The following is a 14881-nucleotide window of genomic DNA, read 5'->3' as shown; positions in this document are numbered from 1 at the left end:
CAGATGACTCGCTCTCTTAAAAAGGGTCCATTTGTTGACCATCACTTGCTGGCCAAGGTCGAAAAGGCCGTTGCCACCAAGGACAAGAAACCAGTCAAGACCTGGTCGCGTCGCTCCATGGTTCTGCCCGATTTCATCGGTCTGACCATCGCCGTGCACAACGGCAAGCAGCACGTACCTGTCTACGTTACCGACCAGATGGTGGGCCATAAGCTCGGCGAATTCGCCCTGACGCGCACCTTCAAGGGTCACCCCGCTGACAAAAAAGCGAAGAAGTAAGGAACGACCATGTCTGAAACACGTGCAGTCCTCCGGGGCGTCCGTCTGTCGGTCGACAAGGGCCGTCTGGTCGCTGATCTGATCCGCGGCAAGAAGGTGGACCAGGCTCTGAACATCCTGAGCTTCACGCAGAAAAAAGCTGCGGGAATCGTCAAGAAGGTTCTGGAGTCGGCCATCGCCAACGCCGAACACAACGATGGCGCTGACATCGACGAACTGAAGGTCAAGACCATCTACGTCGAACAAGGCACCACGCTCAAGCGCTTCACCGCGCGCGCCAAAGGCCGCGGCAACCGCATCAGCAAGCCCACGTGCCATGTGTACGTGACGGTTGGCAACTAAAGGCTCGGGAAGACTATGGGACAAAAAATCCATCCTACCGGCTTCCGCCTTGCGGTCAGCCGCAACTGGTCCAGCCGTTGGTACGCCAGCAACCGCGATTTCGCGGGCATGCTGGCCGAAGACATCAAGGTGCGTGAGTACCTGAAGGCCAAGTTGAAGAACGCCGCCGTGTCGCGCATCCTGATCGAGCGTCCCGCCAAGAACGCCCGTATCACCATTTACTCGGCACGTCCGGGTGTGGTGATCGGCAAGAAGGGTGAAGACATCGAGAACCTCAAGAAGGAACTCGCTGCTCGCCTGGGCGTGCCCGTCGCAGTGAACATCGAAGAAGTGCGCAAGCCTGAAATCGATGCCAAGCTGATCGCCGACAGCATCACGCAACAGCTCGAAAAGCGGATCATGTTCCGCCGCGCCATGAAGCGCGCCATGCAGAACGCCATGCGTCTGGGTGCCCAAGGCATCAAGATCATGTCGTCCGGTCGTCTGAACGGTATCGAAATCGCTCGTTGCGAGTGGTACCGTGAAGGCCGTGTGCCACTTCACACGCTGCGCGCCGACATCGACTACGGCACCTCTGAAGCCAAGACCACCTATGGTGTGATCGGCGTCAAGGTCTGGGTCTACAAGGGCGATACGCTGGGTCGTAACGACCTGCCTGCCGTGGAAACCCCACGTCCAGACGAAGAACGCCGCCCACGCGGTCCACGCCGTGATGGCCGCCCAGGTGGCGATCGTCCAGGCGCAGGCCGTGGCCCACGTCGTCCAGTCGGTGGTAACACCGCTCCGGCCGACGGCAGCGACAAGCCAGTGGAAGCTGGTGGCGCTGATAACACCGCCGTTAAGCGCGTACGCAAAGTCGCCGCGCCCGCTACAGCAGCGGACGGTAAAGGAGAATAACTATGCTGCAACCTGCTCGCCGCAAATACCGCAAGGAGCAAAAGGGCCGTAACACTGGTGTCGCAACTCGGGGAGCCTCCGTTGCGTTCGGTGATTTCGGTCTGAAGTGCACCGATCGTGGCCGTCTGACGGCCCGCCAGATCGAAGCTGCACGCCGTGCGATTTCCCGTCACGTGAAGCGTGGCGGCCGTATCTGGATCCGCGTGTTCCCGGACAAGCCAATCTCTACCAAGCCCGCAGAAGTGCGTATGGGTAACGGTAAGGGCAACCCCGAGTACTACGTGGCCGAAATCCAGCCCGGCAAGATCGTTTTCGAGATCGTCGGTGTGCCCGAAGAACTGGCCCGTGAAGCGTTCCGCCTGGCTGCTGCCAAGCTGCCGCTGCGCACCACGTTCGTCAGCCGCCTGATCGGCGCGTAATTCAGGAGAACAAGCAATGAAGACTACTGAACTGCGCCAAAAAGACGTCGCCGGCATCGAGACCGAAATCAAGGCCCTGCAAAAGGCACATTTCGGCCTGCGCATGCAAAAGGCTACGCAGCAATTGGGTAACACCAACACGCTGCGCACCACCCGCCGCGATATCGCCCGTGCCAAGACCATTCTTGCTGAAAAGCAAGCCGCCAAGTAAGGAGCCCACATGACGGAACCTAAAAAATCCCTCAAGCGCACCTTGGTTGGCAAGGTGGTCAGCGACAAGCGTCAAAAGACTGTGACCGTGCTGGTCGAGCGCCGTGTGAAGCACGAGCTCTACGGCAAGATCGTCGGCAAGTCGAGCAAGTACCACGCCCATGATGAAAAGGGCGAGTACAAGCTGGGCGACACGATCGAAATCACCGAGAGCCGTCCGCTCTCCAAGACCAAGAACTGGGTGGCCACCCGCTTGGTGCAAAAGGCCGGCCTGCTGTAAGCAGCCCCTGCATTGAAGCCCGGGCTAAAACCCCGGGCAGCAAAGCCCTTCAAAACGACCCACAATGTGGGTCGTTTTGCTTTGTGGGCCTGCGTTTTTATGCTCCGGGCAGAGTGATACCTCAATTCCCCCTTGTTTCCTATTCATCCAACCACCCTAAGGAGAGAACAATGATCAAAGTCGGTGACACCTTGCCTGCCAGCATGCTGATGGAGTATTCGGAAGTTGAAGGCGAAGGCTGCAGCATTGGGCCAAATCCTGTGCCGGTGGACAAAGCCACAGCGGGTAAAACCATCGCCCTGTTCGCGCTGCCAGGTGCTTTTACCCCTACCTGCTCGGCCCAACATGTGCCCGGCTATGTGGAAAAAGCAGCCGAGTTCAAGGCGGCTGGTGTGGACGAGATCTGGTGCGTGAGTGTGAATGACGCTTTTGTGATGGGCGCTTGGGCGCGTGACCAAAAAACCGAGGGCAAGGTGCGCATGCTCGGCGATGGTGACGCCACGTTCGCCAAAGCTACCGGCTTGACCCTGGACCTGAATGGCAAGGGCCTGGGTCTGCGCAGCAATCGCTACTCGATGCTGGTGCGCGATGGCAAGGTGGTCACGCTCAATGTGGAGGCCCCTGGCAAGTTTGAAGTGAGCGGTGCCGACACGCTGCTGGCCCAAGCCAAGGCTTGAAGATGAGTCGATTTGCTATTTATTTGATAGCTGATGGCGCTTGTAAATCAAGCGCTAGCCCTCTAAATCCTCAAGAAATGTCGACCTTGAGGTAATGGGCTCCGGCGATGGGGTTGTGATAGTACGGCGGGATCTCTTCAAAGCCCAGATCGGTATACAGCGCACGAGCCGACTCCATGTCGTCTAGGGTGTCGAGCAGTACGCAGGCATAACCCGCTTGCCGGGCCCGGTCGAGCATGGCCTCGGCCAGCTCGCGCCCCAGGCCAAATCCGCGAAATGCCTTGCGCACGTACAGGCGCTTCATTTCGCTGGCATTGGGATAGTCGGCGTTGTCCAGGGGTCTCAGGGCGCAGCAACCCGCCACAGCGCCCTCCACCTCTGCCAGCAGGAGGGTGCCCCGTGGCTCGCCATACTCACCAGGCAACTGGGACAATTCGCTCTCGAAATCCTGAAAACGGAGATCGACGCCGAGGGTGTCGGCGTACTCGCGCAAGATGTCGCGGACCGTTTCCATCTCGGTGGGCCAGGAAGGAGAGCGCAGGGTGACGATCGGTTTATCCAAGGCGCTGACGATTCAAACTACGGAAGCCGCAGTGTAACGAGTTCGTTCAGAAGCCTGCCACCGCCAGCGAGGACACCCACCAGGCGCCTGCCACGCTCACCGCGAGCACCACCAGCGCCGCGATGCGGCTGAAGGCGTCATCGCGTGAAGGTGCGGCAGGTGTTGCGAGTGTCTTGTCGCCGTCCAGCATGGGTTTGATGAGTTGCTGCCGACGCACCCGCACGTAAAAAACAATGGCCAATACATGCAGACCCACCAATCCCAGCACCAGGTATTGCCCGATTTCCTTGTGATACCCCGTGGCCTGCCCGACCACAGCGTTAGAGACAAAGCGCGTCAAGGGGCCCGCAAAGGCGATCTCGTCATCGCTGAGCAGGCCGGTACAGACCTGACCCAGCAGCACTGCCAGCAGCACAAACACCGACAAGGCGCCCAGCGGGCTGTGCCCGATATGGTCCTGCGGGTGTGGCGTACCACGCAGGTAGCGCCACAGTCTCGCGGGCGAAAAAAGGAACGTCGAGAACCGCGACCAGTGCCCTCCAACCAAGCCCCAGACGATGCGAAAGACCAGCAGTGCCAACACTGCATATCCGAAGCGAAAGTGCCACTCCATGGCGTTGCCCCCCAGTTTGGCGGTGACGACCAGCGCCACGACGCTGATTGCGAGGGCCCAGTGAAAGATGCGGGTGGGAAGATCCCAGATGCGTACGGTGTGTTGCGTCATGGTGATGGATCAAGGGATGGATGGTTGGTTGGTGCAGCGCTGGCTCATGCAGCGCATGATCGCATTGTGAGGGAGGCCCGAAAGCCCGGAGTGGGGCGTTGGGGTGCCGGGGCGGCCGAAAGCAGAACGGCCTTCAAACCGGCATACTGCGCAAGTTTGGTAGGTTTGGTTTCTGTTCCACCCACGAAAGAAGAAGGAAGTTCTCATGAAAGCACTTGCCGTATTGACCCTGGCTGCAGCCACCCTCACGCTGTCCGCTCCAGCGTCCGCCCAGTTTGCCAAGGCCGAAGACGCCATCAAATACCGCCAAAGCGCGCTTTTTGTAATGGGACAACATTTTGGGCGCCTGGGGGCAATGGCGAACGGCCGCGTGCCGTTTGATGCCAAGGTCGCGCAAGAAAATGCCGATGTGGTGGCCCACATGGCCAAGTTGCCGTGGGCGGGATTTGGTGCCGGCACGGACAAGGGCGCACCCACCAAGGCCTTGCCCGAAATCTGGACAGAGCAGGCCAAGTTCAAGGACCATGCTGACAAGTTGGAGGCCGAATCCGTCAAGCTCGCCGCTGCGGCCAAGACCGGCAACCTCGACAACCTCAAGACTGCTTTTGGTGCTGCAGCGGGCACCTGCAAGGCCTGCCACGACAACTACCGCGCGAAGTGAAGAGCAAGAGCCCCTGAGCGGCTGTGCTGCTCGGTGCCGCCGCCAGAGGCGGGGCTGCTCTTCGGGAACGTCCAAGACTGCGCAGGCAGTCTTGGGGCCGCGGCCCTCAGCCCCTCCGCCTCTCTCTGCACGCCACGCGCTCCGAGAAGGGGGCTGACGCCAACGCGGTGGGGCGGCCTTTGCGCGGCGTCCGCTGGTCTGGGCTGCACCAGCTACGGATACCGCCGCACCAAATGGATAGCTGCTCGCGCTTGATCCACAAGCACAAAAGGCCGATTTCGCATGAAATCGGCCTTTTGCTTTAGGAGGTGTGGCAGTGGCTCAGGTCTCAGCCAGCAGCTTTTCGATGAGCTGGTGCAGTTCTGGAAAATTGGGCGCGCCCACGTAGGTTTTCACGATCTCGCCACGCTTGTTGACGATGAAAGTGGACGGCGTGAGGCGCACATCGCCCCAGGCCTGTGCAACCTTGCCGGTGTTGTCGATGGCGACCTGAAACGGCAGCTTGCGCGTTTCGGCAAAGTTCACGACGTAGCTGGGCGGGTCATAGCTCATGGCCACGGCCAGGGTGTCAAAACCCTTGCTGTTGTACTTGTTGTAGGTGGCCACGATCTCGGGCATTTCGGCCACGCAGGTGGTGCAACTTGTCGCCCAGAAGTTGACCAAGGTGACCTTTCCCTTGAGGTCTGCAGTGGATTTGCTCGTGCCATCCAGCAACACAAAGGTCGATGCGGGGGCTTCGGAGCGACCCGTGTCCAGGTACACATAAGCGCCCACGGCGGCAAACGCCACCACCGCCACACCTGCTGCCCAATGCTTGATCGCCATGAATTCACCATCCATCCAGAAAAGAACCAGGGCTGCTGCCCTGCCCGACATTGTGCCGGACCTGCTGCCGCACGCGTGTACCGCTGCACCCGCACGGACGATGGAGTCGATTCCGCCGCAAAAGTTCGGCCGCGATACCCGGTCCGCCATCGCGAAGGGGTCCACTGTCGATAATCGACCGATGAAATGGACATTGACCGGGGCGCTGGCCCTGCTGCTTGCGGGCTGTAGCCCCGCCCTGAACTGGCGCTCCGTGCCGTTGCCCGAGGCGGACCTCGCCATCTTGCTGCCGTGCAAACCCGACCAGGCCACCCGTACCGTGGAACTGGCGGGTACGCCGGTGGAGTTGGCCATGGTGGGCTGCGATGCGGACGGAGCAACGTTTGCAGTGTCCCATGTCGCCCTGGCCGACCCTGCCCAGGTGGGTGCGGCGCTCACGCACTGGCGTGCCGCAGTGCTGGCGCGGCTGGGGGCAGGCGCAGCCGCTAGCGCAAAAGACACGCCCTATGCGCCACGCGGCGCTCTGCCGCTGCGCGAGGCTGTGCGCGCGGTGGTGCAGGGTCAACACTCGGATGGCAGCGCGGTCACGGCGCAGGCTGTGTGGTTTGCGCGTGCAGCGGGGCCCCAGGTGCGCCTGTATCACGCAGTGGTCTACACCGCCAAGCCCCGGCCCGAAGTGGCCGACCAGTTCTTTGCCGGCCTGGCGTTGCAATGAACGGCGTGCTGCCACGGCGCGCTGCCGTCATCGTTTTTCTGGCTTTTGCCTTTGCGTATTTCCTGTCGGCCCTGGTGCGTGCGGTCACCGCCACATTGGCGCCCACGCTGGCACAGGAGTTCTCACTGCATGCGCGTGACCTGGGACTGTTGGCGGGCGGGTACTTCTTGGGCTTCTCTGCCACCCAATTACCCTTGGGCACCTGGCTAGACCGCCACGGCCCCAAGAAGGTAGCGCTGGGCTTCTTGGGCGTGGCCGTGGTGGGTAGCCTGGTGTTTTCGGTGGCGACGGGGTTTTCGGGCCTGCTCGCCGGGCGTGTGTTGTGTGGCGCGGGCGTCAGCGCCTGCCTGATGGCGCCGCTCACGGGCTACCGCCGCTGGCTGGCGCCGGTGGCGCAGATGCGGGCCAACTCGTGGATGCTGATGACCGGCTCTTTGGGCATGGTGGCTTCTACCCTGCCGGTGCAATGGGCCCTGCCGCTGGTGGGCTGGCGCCCGCTGTTCTGGGGCCTGGCCGTGCTGATTGCGCTGTCAATGGTCGTCATCGCGGTGTGGGTGCCCGGTTGGGGTCCGGCGGGCGGAGCTGATGGGGAGGCGAGGGCTACCGATCAGGGGCAGGCTGTTCCCCAAGGCTACGGCGTGGTGTGGCGCCACCCGTATTTCCAGCGCCTGGCACCTCTGGGGTTTTTTTGCTACGGAGGAATGGTAGCCATGCAGACGCTGTGGGCGGGGCCCTGGATGCAGCGCGTGGCAGGCTACACCGCGCTGGAGTCGGCCACGGGGCTGTTCTGGATCAATGTTTCCATGTTGTGCACGTTCTGGGCCTGGGGCATGGTCAACCCCTGGCTGTTGCGCAAGGGGTTTGGCGCCGACCGGCTGATGTCCTTGGGACTGCCGCTGAGCCTGGTGGTTCTGCTGGGCATTGTCTTGGCCGGGCCGCAGGCAGGGGGTGGTGCCTGGGCCTTGTTCTGCGTGTCTTGCACCTTCGTGTCGCTGTCGCAGCCTGCTGTGGCCATGGCGTTTCCGCAGGCGTTGGCAGGGCGTGCGCTGTCGGCCTATAACCTCGTGATTTTTGCGGGCGTGTTTGTGGTGCAGTGGGGCATTGGGCTGGCTGTGGATGCGTTTGCCGCAGTCGGCCTGGCCACCGTGCCCGCCTTCCAGGCGGCCATGTCGGTGTACCTGGTGTGCAACGCGAGCGCCTATGCGTGGTTCCTGCTGCGGGGGCGGCGCCATAATGTGCCGTTAACCCCTGCACCATGAGCCCCACCAGCATCCTCATCATTGCCCATGCGCCGCTGGCCCACGCGCTGCGCGAATGTGCGCTGCACGTGTTTTCCGACTGTGGCGACAGCGTCGCGGCCCTGGACGTACAGCCCAATCAGCCCCCCGAAGAGTCGCTGGCCCAGGCGCGCATCATGCTGGACCAGTTGGGTACAGATGCCACCCTGGTGCTGACCGATGTGTTTGGCGCCACGCCGTGCAACATCGCACAGCGCCTGGTGGATGGCGTGCACTCGCGCCTGGTGACGGGCGTCAACCTCCCGATGCTGCTGCGCGCCGTGAGCTACCGGGCCGAGCCCCTCGACTCCGTGGTCACCCGCGCAGTGGTGGGTGGCACCCAAGGGGTGATGCAGGTGGCTACCTCCGCGCCGCAGAACCAGAACCGCCGAAACCGACATGATCAAGACACGTACGACCATCAGCAATAAACTGGGCCTGCATGCCCGCGCATCGGCCAAGCTCACCAAGCTGGCCGGCAGTTTCCCCTGCGACATTTTCATGAGCCGTGGCGAACGCCGCATCAACGCCAAAAGCATCATGGGCGTGATGATGCTGGCGGCAGGCCTGGGCTCCGAGGTCGAGCTGGAGACCCACGGCGATCGCGAGCAGGAGGCCATGGATGCCTTGCTGGCGCTGATTGCCGACAAGTTTGGTGAGGGCGAATGAGTCTGCCGACGCCACATTTTTTCCTGGCTCCGTTGAACCTGTGACACCCCCATGACCTTTTCCGTCCACGGTCTCGCCGTCGCACGCGGCATTGCCATCGGCCGTGCCGTGCTGGTGGCGTCCAGCCGCGTGGATGTGGCGCACTATTTTGTGCAGCCCGAGCAGGTCGAAGGCGAGATCGAGCGGGTGCGCAATGGCCGCAATGCGGTGGTCGAGGAACTGCAGCGCCTGCAGACCGACATGCCCGCCGATGCACCCCACGAGCTGACTGCGCTGCTGGATGTGCACCTGATGCTGCTGCAGGATGAGGCCCTCACGGGTGGCGTCAAGCACTGGATCACCGAGCGCCTGTACAACGCCGAATGGGCGCTGACCACGCAACTCGAAGTCATTGCGCGCCAGTTCGACGAGATGGAGGACGAGTACCTGCGCGAGCGCAAGGCGGACCTGGAGCAGGTGGTTGAACGCATCCTGCGCTATATGAAAGGCGTGGCCAGCCCGGTGGCACCGCCCACCAGCAGCCCGCGCCGCAAGACCCAGCAGGACTTATTGCTCGACGACACGGTGGACGTGCCCCTGGTGCTGGTGGCCCACGACCTGTCGCCCGCCGACATGCTGCAGTTCAAGCAAAGTGTGTTTGCGGGTTTTGTGACCGATGTGGGCGGCAAGACCAGCCACACCGCCATCGTGGCGCGCAGCATGGACATCCCGGCCGTGGTCGGCGCGCGTGCCGCGAGCCAGTTGGTGCGGCAGGATGACTGGGTCATCATCGACGGTGATGCGGGCGTGGTCATCGTCGATCCATCCCCCATCATCCTGGCCGAGTACGGCTTTCGCCAGCGCCAGGTGGAGCTGGAGCGCGAGCGCCTGGCGCGCCTGCGCCACACACCCGCCATCACCATCGATGGCCACAAGATCGAGTTGCTGGCCAACATCGAGCAGCCTGGAGATGCCGCGACCGCTGTGCGCTCTGGCGCTGTGGGCGTGGGCCTGTTCCGCAGCGAATTCCTGTTCATGGGAAAAACCGGCAACCTGCCCGGCGAGGAGGAACAGTACCGCGCCTACTGTGAGGCCATTGACGGCATGCAGGGCCTGCCTGTCACCATCCGCACCATCGATGTGGGCGCTGACAAACCGCTCGACAACAAAGGCCATAAGGACAGCTACCTCAACCCGGCCCTGGGTCTGCGCGCCATCCGTTGGAGCCTGGCCGACCCGGCCATGTTCCGCACCCAGTTGCGCGCCGTGCTGCGTGCGGCGGCGCACGGCAAGGTCAACCTGCTGTTCCCCATGCTGGCGCACACGCACGAGATCCAGCAGACGCTGGCCCAGGTCGATCTGGCCCGGGGCGAGCTGGATGCGCGTGGCGAGCCATACGGGCCCGTGCAGTTGGGCGCCATGATCGAGGTGCCTGCCGCAGCGCTCATGGTGAAGACCTTTTTGAAGTATTTCGACTTCCTCTCGATCGGCACCAACGACCTGATTCAGTACACCCTGGCCATCGACCGTGCCGACGAGGCGGTGGCCCATCTGTACGACCCGCTGCACCCTGCCGTGCTGCGCCTGGTGGGTGATGTGATCGCCGAGGGTGAGCGCCAAGGCAAGAGCGTTTGCGTGTGCGGCGAGACAGCGGGCGACGTGACGATGACGCGCCTGCTGCTGGGTCTGGGCCTGCGCAGCTTTTCGATGCACCCCGCCCAGATCCTGGCCATCAAGCAAGAGGTGCTGCGCGCCGATACGCGCAAGCTCGCCCCGTGGGCACAGCAGGTGCTGGCGGGCGATGAGCCTGCGGCGCTGCTGGTGTCGTAGCGAGTTTCAATTGCTATTGAATGAATAGCTGTTGGCGCTTGCAGAATAAGCGCTAGATGCCAATTTGATGCATATTATCGGTTAGCGCGCCCGCATCCCCATGACCGCCGCGCTGATGATCAGCACCGTGGCCAGAGCGATGCTCCAGGTGAAGGGGCGTCCGCTCACCAGAATCAGCAGAGCGGTGGACGCCAGCGGCGTGATGTAACTCAGAATGCCGATGTGCCGCGCATCCCCGAGCTTGAGCGCCTTGTCCCACATAAAAAACGATGCGCCCAGCGGCCCCAGGCCCAGCACGGCCAGCAGCATCCAGTCGCGTGGCATCAAAGCGGCCGTGGGCTCCAGGGCCACGTGGCACAGTAGCGACAACACGCCTGACACGAGTCCGAACAGGCCGATCGCCGTGGTCGGGAAGGCTGCCACGCGCTTGGTGAGCAGCGAGTAAGTGGCCCATATCAACGCCGCTGCCAATGCGGGCACATAGCCCCATGCCAGCGTGCCTGTCAGCTCGCGGCCGCCCACAATGGCAAGGGCCGCCCCCCGAAGCCCAGCAGCGCTGCCAGCACATGCGGCAAACGCAGGCGCACGCCCGGCAGCACCACGGGCGACAACACCACGATGAACAGCGGCCACAGGTAGTTGACCAGATTGGCCTCCACCGGTGGGGCATTGCGCAGCGCGATGAACAGCAGGAAGTGGTACGCGAACAGGCCGTACACCCCGAGCGCCAGTGTGCGCAGCGGAATGCGCCATTGCGATGGGTCCCGCAGCACAAACGGCCATGCCGGAACGCTGCCGATGATGAGTGCGATGCCGGTCAGAAGAAACGGCGGAATGTGGGTGAGCGAGACGCCGAGAGAGGCGAGCGATGCCCACAGGGCGATGGCGCCCAAGGCGTAAAGATTGGCTTGCATGGGCTCGAGCTTACGCGCGCGCGCCGTCATGGATCGTCGCGAAACGGCGGTCCGTCGTCGCGCTCCGATCGTCGTCAACGGTCGTCAGTGATGTTCGGTGCGGCGCAGCGCAGCCGTGAGGGCCGATGGCGAGCGGTAGCCTGTGCGCTGCGCTACCTCAGCCACCCCCATGCCTGTGCCGCGCAACAGCCGGGCCTGCGCCAGGCGCTGGCTGCGCAGCCAGGCCATGGCGCCCGCGCCGTGGTCTTCGCGGCAGCGGGCTGCAAATTGGCTGGGGCTGAGGTGCACCTGCGCCGCCAGGTCGGCGACAGTGAGTTCGCGATGCCATTGCTGCTCGGCCCATTGCCGTAGCGCGTGCCAATCGATTGCGCGTCGGTGTGCGGTGCTGAACGGGGGGATATGGGGATGGGGGCTGTCTAACCACGCCTCCAGCAGCAGGGCCGGGCCGTGGGTCTGGGCTAGAGGGCGGCCCTGTTGCAAAGCACTGGCCAGGTAGTGCGCAAGAGGCAGGGTATCGGCGGGCAGTGCGGTGGCGTGGTGTGGTCTGGCGCACTGCGCCCAGCCGGGGTGTGCGCTATCAAGCACCAAGCAGACGCTGCCATGGGATGATTCAAAGTCGTGGCGATCCCCCGGTGCAATCACGCAGCCGCCGCCGGGCGCCACACGCACACCATGCCCTGCGACCTCCAGGTCCAGCGAGCCGGAGAGTCCCAGCAGGATCTGGAAGTGATCGTGACTGTGGCTGCCCGGCGAGGCGCCGTAGTGCCGAAGCGAGAGTGATTCCGCCGGGCCCATGGGCGCTCTCTGTTGACCTGTTGCTCTTGCGAGAGGCTCACACGCCCGCAGCGTGTGCCTGCTGATCCGCGTGGTAGCTGCTGCGCACCATGGCGCCCACGGCGGCGTGGCTGAAGCCCATCTTGTAGGCCTCTTCTTCGAACATCTTGAAGGTGTCGGGGTGCACGTAGCGGCGCACCGGCAGGTGGCTGTTGCTGGGCGACAGGTACTGACCAATGGTCAGCATGTCGATGTGGTGTTCACGCATGTCGCGCATCACCTGAAGAATCTCTTCGTCCGTCTCGCCCAAGCCGACCATGATGCCGCTCTTGGTGGGCACGTTGGGGTGCAAGGCCTTGAACTTTTTGAGCAGGTTCAGGCTGAATTGGTAGTCAGAGCCAGGGCGTGCCTCCTTGTAAAGGCGGGGCGCGGTCTCCAGATTGTGGTTCATTACATCGGGCGGCGCGGCCTTGAGGATTTCGAGCGCGCGGTCATCGCGGCCCCGGAAGTCGGGCACCAGGATTTCGATCTGTGTCTGGGGCGACAGCTCGCGGATATTCTGGATGCATTCCACAAAATGCCCGCTGCCGCCGTCGCGCAGGTCGTCGCGGTCTACGCTGGTGATCACCACATACTTGAGCTTGAGCGCGGCAATTGTCTTGGCCAGGTTCAGGGGCTCGTCCTTGTCGAGCGGGTCAGGGCGGCCGTGGCCCACGTCGCAGAACGGGCAGCGGCGGGTGCACTTGTCGCCCATGATCATGAACGTGGCCGTGCCCTTGCCAAAGCACTCGCCAATGTTGGGGCAGCTGGCCTCTTCGCAGACGGTGTGCAGCTTGTGCTCGCGCAGGATCTCTTTGATCTCATAGAACCGCGTGGTGGGGCTGCCTGCCTTCACCCGAATCCAGTCGGGCTTCTTGAGCACCTCACCCTGTTCGACCTTGATGGGAATGCGCGACAGCTTGGCGGCGGCCTTCTGTTTGGCCAGCGGGTTGTAGGCTTCGGTAGATTGCGCTTCGCGGACGACTTCAGGGGTGCTCATGGCTGTAGGCAGAGTTCAGGGCGCCAACCGGATGCTGAGCTGCTGGCCCAGCACCTGCGCGGCTTCTTCCCAGGTGGTGTGGACCCCGATTGTAGAAAGGTCTACCGTTTTCAATCCTGCGTAACCGCAAGGGTTGATGCGGCCGTAGGGCTCCAGGTCCATGGCCACGTTCAGCGCCACGCCGTGGTAAGTGCAGTGCCGGCTGACCTTGATACCCAGGGCCGCAATCTTGCCCAAGCCTTCGAAATCGGGGGCAGGGGCCTCCTCGGTGCCTGTGCGTTTTTGGGGGCGCTGGGGCAGCAGGGCATGGCTGTACGGATCGTCCAGTCGCACATAGATACCCGGCGCGCCGCCCACGCGGTGGCCCGTGACGCCGAAATGGGCCAGTGTGCGGATCACCGCCTCTTCCACGCGGTAGACGTATTCCTTGACGAAGTAACCCGCGCGTTGCAGGTCGATCATGGGGTATGCCACCACCTGCCCAGGGCCGTGAAAGGTGACCTGCCCACCACGATTGGTGGCGACCACGGGGATGTCGCCCGGCGCAAGGACATGATCACTTTTACCGGCTAACCCTTGTGTGTACAGCGGTGCGTGCTCGCACACCCATAAGATATCGGGCGTGTCGGGCGCGCGGGTGGCTGTGTAATCCTGCATCGCCTGCACCGTGCTGGCATAGTCCACGCGGCCCAGTGTGTGAATGTCGATGGTCATGTGGCGCTGGGGAGGCCTGGTATCAATTACAGGACCACCTTCACCATCGGATGCGCCGAGAGTGCGCGATAGAGGTCGTCGAGTTGCTCACGGCTCGTCGCGGTGATGGTGATGGTGACTCCGAGGTAATTGCCGGCGCGGCTGTCGCGCAGTTCAATGGTGCTTGCATCGAACGTCGGGTCGAACTGGTGGGCCAGTTGTGTGACTGCGTGCACAAAGCCGTCCACTTTGGCTCCCATGACCTTGATCGGGAACTTGGAGGGGTATTCGATCAGCGAGTCTTTGCGTGGATCGTTAGCCTGTCCGTTCAGGCCGTTTTCGGAGGATGTCATGGTGAAATGCCCTTGGGTGTTTGCTTCGGTTTCAATAGCGGGTAGTGCTTTGTCATTGTGCGCTGCAGGGCATATGGTGCAGGGCGTTGACTTGTTCTCAGTGCGCCAATTCGGTGCGCGGTGAGGCGTCGGGTGTCTGCAAAGCCGTTGGCGCATCACCACAACAGAGCACGCTGACGCACCTGTTCCGGGCCCGGTTTGCGGGTTTTTGTCGTGCGCCACGGGTTTTTACTTATAATTAGAGGCTTTGTGAAAGTTGCAGTCTGTAACGCGGGCGTCATTCAACAATGAAAACAATCGCGTCTGATACAGAAACTGAGGCTGAAGAATCTGACTTCAAGCCCCTGACGGCCCAAGAGGCCGAGCAGTGGCGCAGTCGCAATCCTCCGATGTCTGTCTGGAAGGTGGTGGCGGGTCAGGCGCTGGTTGGAGTGCTGGTGGCCTTGGTGGCCTGGGTTCTGACGGGCAGTGCATCCGTAGGTTGGTCCGCCGCCTACGGCGCACTGGCGGTGGTGGTTCCGGCAGGCTTGTTTGCGCGGGGAGTGATGCGCCACAAGGCGTCTTCCAATCCGAAGGCGGCCATGTTGGGGTTCTTTGGTTGGGAAATCGCCAAGATCGTGTTGACAGTGGCGCTGCTGGCGGCGGCCCCCCGGCTGGTGTCGGGCTTGAGCTGGATTGCCTTGCTGGTTGGTATGGTGATCACAATGAAAACGTACTGGGTTGCACTGTTGGTGCGGCCCGGTGTCCGAAAAACCGATTGAT

21 protein-coding genes and 1 pseudogene are annotated in these 14881 nt (G+C 62.7%); 14 read left to right on the top strand and 8 right to left on the bottom strand.

Going from position 1 to position 14881, the window contains the following annotated elements:
* The first annotated feature begins 3 nt into the window (after positions 1–3).
* From rpsS to CLU85_RS21630, 7 genes are all read left to right on the top strand, one after another.
* Positions 4–279, top strand: coding sequence for a 30S ribosomal protein S19 (gene rpsS, locus CLU85_RS21660; RefSeq protein WP_099739882.1), 276 nt, complete (start codon positions 4–6; stop codon positions 277–279).
* 9 nt (positions 280–288) lie between these two features.
* Positions 289–621, top strand: a complete 333-nt coding sequence (gene rplV / locus CLU85_RS21655) for a 50S ribosomal protein L22 (protein ID WP_100412086.1) — start codon at positions 289–291, stop codon at positions 619–621.
* Between the two features lie 15 nt (positions 622–636).
* Positions 637–1518 (top strand): 30S ribosomal protein S3, encoded by an 882-nt coding sequence (gene rpsC / locus CLU85_RS21650; protein ID WP_010467178.1) that lies wholly within the window; start codon positions 637–639, stop codon positions 1516–1518.
* Between the two features lie 2 nt (positions 1519–1520).
* Positions 1521–1937, top strand: a complete 417-nt coding sequence (gene rplP / locus CLU85_RS21645; RefSeq protein ID WP_010467180.1) for a 50S ribosomal protein L16 — start codon at positions 1521–1523, stop codon at positions 1935–1937.
* Positions 1938–1953: 16 nt separating this feature from the next.
* Entirely contained in the window at positions 1954–2148 is a 195-nt protein-coding gene (rpmC, locus tag CLU85_RS21640) for a 50S ribosomal protein L29 (protein WP_010467182.1), read from the top strand.
* Positions 2149–2157: 9 nt separating this feature from the next.
* Positions 2158–2427, top strand: coding sequence for a 30S ribosomal protein S17 (rpsQ, locus tag CLU85_RS21635; protein WP_010467186.1), 270 nt, complete (start codon positions 2158–2160; stop codon positions 2425–2427).
* Between the two features lie 170 nt (positions 2428–2597).
* Positions 2598–3104 (top strand): peroxiredoxin, encoded by a 507-nt coding sequence (locus CLU85_RS21630; protein ID WP_100412085.1) that lies wholly within the window; start codon positions 2598–2600, stop codon positions 3102–3104.
* Positions 3105–3174: 70 nt separating this feature from the next.
* Here the strand turns inward: CLU85_RS21630 and CLU85_RS21625 are convergent, their stop codons facing one another.
* Entirely contained in the window at positions 3175–3666 is a 492-nt protein-coding gene (locus tag CLU85_RS21625; RefSeq protein ID WP_100412084.1) for a GNAT family N-acetyltransferase, read from the bottom strand.
* Between the two features lie 46 nt (positions 3667–3712).
* The gene (locus CLU85_RS21620; protein ID WP_100412083.1) at positions 3713–4390 is read right to left on the bottom strand and encodes a cytochrome b/b6 domain-containing protein; all 678 of its coding nucleotides are present in this window, start codon (positions 4388–4390) and stop codon (positions 3713–3715) included.
* 205 nt (positions 4391–4595) lie between these two features.
* Between CLU85_RS21620 and CLU85_RS21615 the strand changes: the two genes are divergently transcribed.
* A complete protein-coding gene (locus CLU85_RS21615; protein WP_100412082.1) occupies positions 4596–5051 on the top strand; it encodes a cytochrome c in 456 nt (151 codons plus the stop codon).
* 321 nt (positions 5052–5372) lie between these two features.
* Here the strand turns inward: CLU85_RS21615 and CLU85_RS21610 are convergent, their stop codons facing one another.
* Positions 5373–5876 carry a TlpA disulfide reductase family protein gene (locus CLU85_RS21610; RefSeq protein ID WP_100412691.1) on the bottom strand — a complete coding sequence of 168 codons (504 nt, stop codon included), beginning with the start codon at positions 5874–5876 and terminating at the stop codon, positions 5373–5375.
* A gap of 181 nt (positions 5877–6057) precedes the next feature.
* Here CLU85_RS21610 and CLU85_RS21605 point away from each other — a divergent pair, with 181 nt between their 5' ends.
* From CLU85_RS21605 to ptsP, 5 genes are read left to right on the top strand one after another with little or no spacing between them, the layout of a single operon-like run.
* Entirely contained in the window at positions 6058–6591 is a 534-nt protein-coding gene (locus tag CLU85_RS21605; RefSeq protein ID WP_100412081.1) for a hypothetical protein, read from the top strand.
* Positions 6588–7850: an MFS transporter gene (locus tag CLU85_RS21600; protein WP_100412080.1), complete on the top strand. Its 1263-nt coding sequence runs from the start codon at positions 6588–6590 to the stop codon at positions 7848–7850. Before CLU85_RS21605 ends, CLU85_RS21600 begins: the two co-directional genes overlap by 4 nt.
* Positions 7847–8299, top strand: coding sequence for a PTS sugar transporter subunit IIA (locus CLU85_RS21595; RefSeq protein WP_100412079.1), 453 nt, complete (start codon positions 7847–7849; stop codon positions 8297–8299). Before CLU85_RS21600 ends, CLU85_RS21595 begins: the two co-directional genes overlap by 4 nt.
* Complete coding sequence (locus tag CLU85_RS21590) at positions 8268–8537, top strand: HPr family phosphocarrier protein (RefSeq protein WP_100412078.1); 270 nt, start codon at positions 8268–8270, stop codon at positions 8535–8537. Before CLU85_RS21595 ends, CLU85_RS21590 begins: the two co-directional genes overlap by 32 nt.
* A gap of 51 nt (positions 8538–8588) precedes the next feature.
* Positions 8589–10346, top strand: coding sequence for a phosphoenolpyruvate--protein phosphotransferase (ptsP, locus tag CLU85_RS21585; RefSeq protein ID WP_100412077.1), 1758 nt, complete (start codon positions 8589–8591; stop codon positions 10344–10346).
* 81 nt (positions 10347–10427) lie between these two features.
* Here ptsP and CLU85_RS21580 read toward each other — a convergent pair.
* From CLU85_RS21580 to CLU85_RS21560, 5 genes and pseudogenes are all read right to left on the bottom strand, one after another.
* Positions 10428–11260, bottom strand: a pseudogene (locus tag CLU85_RS21580) (DMT family transporter).
* A gap of 84 nt (positions 11261–11344) precedes the next feature.
* Positions 11345–12055: an AraC family transcriptional regulator gene (locus tag CLU85_RS21575; protein ID WP_100412076.1), complete on the bottom strand. Its 711-nt coding sequence runs from the start codon at positions 12053–12055 to the stop codon at positions 11345–11347.
* 37 nt (positions 12056–12092) lie between these two features.
* On the bottom strand, positions 12093–13073 hold the full coding sequence (lipA, locus tag CLU85_RS21570; protein ID WP_100412075.1) for a lipoyl synthase: 981 nt from the start codon (positions 13071–13073) through the stop codon (positions 12093–12095).
* A gap of 15 nt (positions 13074–13088) precedes the next feature.
* The gene (gene lipB, locus CLU85_RS21565; protein ID WP_100412074.1) at positions 13089–13787 is read right to left on the bottom strand and encodes a lipoyl(octanoyl) transferase LipB; all 699 of its coding nucleotides are present in this window, start codon (positions 13785–13787) and stop codon (positions 13089–13091) included.
* Positions 13788–13813: 26 nt separating this feature from the next.
* The gene (locus CLU85_RS21560) at positions 13814–14119 is read right to left on the bottom strand and encodes a YbeD family protein (protein WP_100412073.1); all 306 of its coding nucleotides are present in this window, start codon (positions 14117–14119) and stop codon (positions 13814–13816) included.
* Positions 14120–14406: 287 nt separating this feature from the next.
* Here CLU85_RS21560 and CLU85_RS21555 point away from each other — a divergent pair, with 287 nt between their 5' ends.
* Positions 14407–14880, top strand: a complete 474-nt coding sequence (locus CLU85_RS21555; protein ID WP_100412072.1) for an ATP synthase subunit I — start codon at positions 14407–14409, stop codon at positions 14878–14880.
* Position 14881 lies beyond the last annotated feature (1 nt).

The organism is Acidovorax sp. 69 (genome assembly GCF_002797445.1).
In the GTDB taxonomy this organism is placed as follows: domain Bacteria; phylum Pseudomonadota; class Gammaproteobacteria; order Burkholderiales; family Burkholderiaceae_C; genus Acidovorax.
The sequence above is the reverse complement of the archived record's forward strand: the minus strand, read 5'-3'. Positions and strand labels throughout refer to the sequence as shown.

Coding starts and splice junctions, on each gene's coding strand:
- rpsS (WP_099739882.1), top strand. CDS start 4: ATGACTCGCTCTCTTAAAAAGGGTCCATTTGTTGACCATCACTTGCTG.
- rplV (WP_100412086.1), top strand. CDS start 289: ATGTCTGAAACACGTGCAGTCCTCCGGGGCGTCCGTCTGTCGGTCGAC.
- rpsC (WP_010467178.1), top strand. CDS start 637: ATGGGACAAAAAATCCATCCTACCGGCTTCCGCCTTGCGGTCAGCCGC.
- rplP (WP_010467180.1), top strand. CDS start 1,521: ATGCTGCAACCTGCTCGCCGCAAATACCGCAAGGAGCAAAAGGGCCGT.
- rpmC (WP_010467182.1), top strand. CDS start 1,954: ATGAAGACTACTGAACTGCGCCAAAAAGACGTCGCCGGCATCGAGACC.
- rpsQ (WP_010467186.1), top strand. CDS start 2,158: ATGACGGAACCTAAAAAATCCCTCAAGCGCACCTTGGTTGGCAAGGTG.
- CLU85_RS21630 (WP_100412085.1), top strand. CDS start 2,598: ATGATCAAAGTCGGTGACACCTTGCCTGCCAGCATGCTGATGGAGTAT.
- CLU85_RS21620 (WP_100412083.1), bottom strand. CDS start 4,390: ATGACGCAACACACCGTACGCATCTGGGATCTTCCCACCCGCATCTTT.
- CLU85_RS21615 (WP_100412082.1), top strand. CDS start 4,596: ATGAAAGCACTTGCCGTATTGACCCTGGCTGCAGCCACCCTCACGCTG.
- CLU85_RS21610 (WP_100412691.1), bottom strand. CDS start 5,876: ATGGCGATCAAGCATTGGGCAGCAGGTGTGGCGGTGGTGGCGTTTGCC.
- CLU85_RS21605 (WP_100412081.1), top strand. CDS start 6,058: ATGAAATGGACATTGACCGGGGCGCTGGCCCTGCTGCTTGCGGGCTGT.
- CLU85_RS21600 (WP_100412080.1), top strand. CDS start 6,588: ATGAACGGCGTGCTGCCACGGCGCGCTGCCGTCATCGTTTTTCTGGCT.
- CLU85_RS21595 (WP_100412079.1), top strand. CDS start 7,847: ATGAGCCCCACCAGCATCCTCATCATTGCCCATGCGCCGCTGGCCCAC.
- CLU85_RS21590 (WP_100412078.1), top strand. CDS start 8,268: ATGATCAAGACACGTACGACCATCAGCAATAAACTGGGCCTGCATGCC.
- ptsP (WP_100412077.1), top strand. CDS start 8,589: ATGACCTTTTCCGTCCACGGTCTCGCCGTCGCACGCGGCATTGCCATC.
- CLU85_RS21575 (WP_100412076.1), bottom strand. CDS start 12,055: ATGGGCCCGGCGGAATCACTCTCGCTTCGGCACTACGGCGCCTCGCCG.
- lipA (WP_100412075.1), bottom strand. CDS start 13,073: ATGAGCACCCCTGAAGTCGTCCGCGAAGCGCAATCTACCGAAGCCTAC.
- lipB (WP_100412074.1), bottom strand. CDS start 13,787: ATGACCATCGACATTCACACACTGGGCCGCGTGGACTATGCCAGCACG.
- CLU85_RS21560 (WP_100412073.1), bottom strand. CDS start 14,119: ATGACATCCTCCGAAAACGGCCTGAACGGACAGGCTAACGATCCACGC.
- CLU85_RS21555 (WP_100412072.1), top strand. CDS start 14,407: ATGAAAACAATCGCGTCTGATACAGAAACTGAGGCTGAAGAATCTGAC.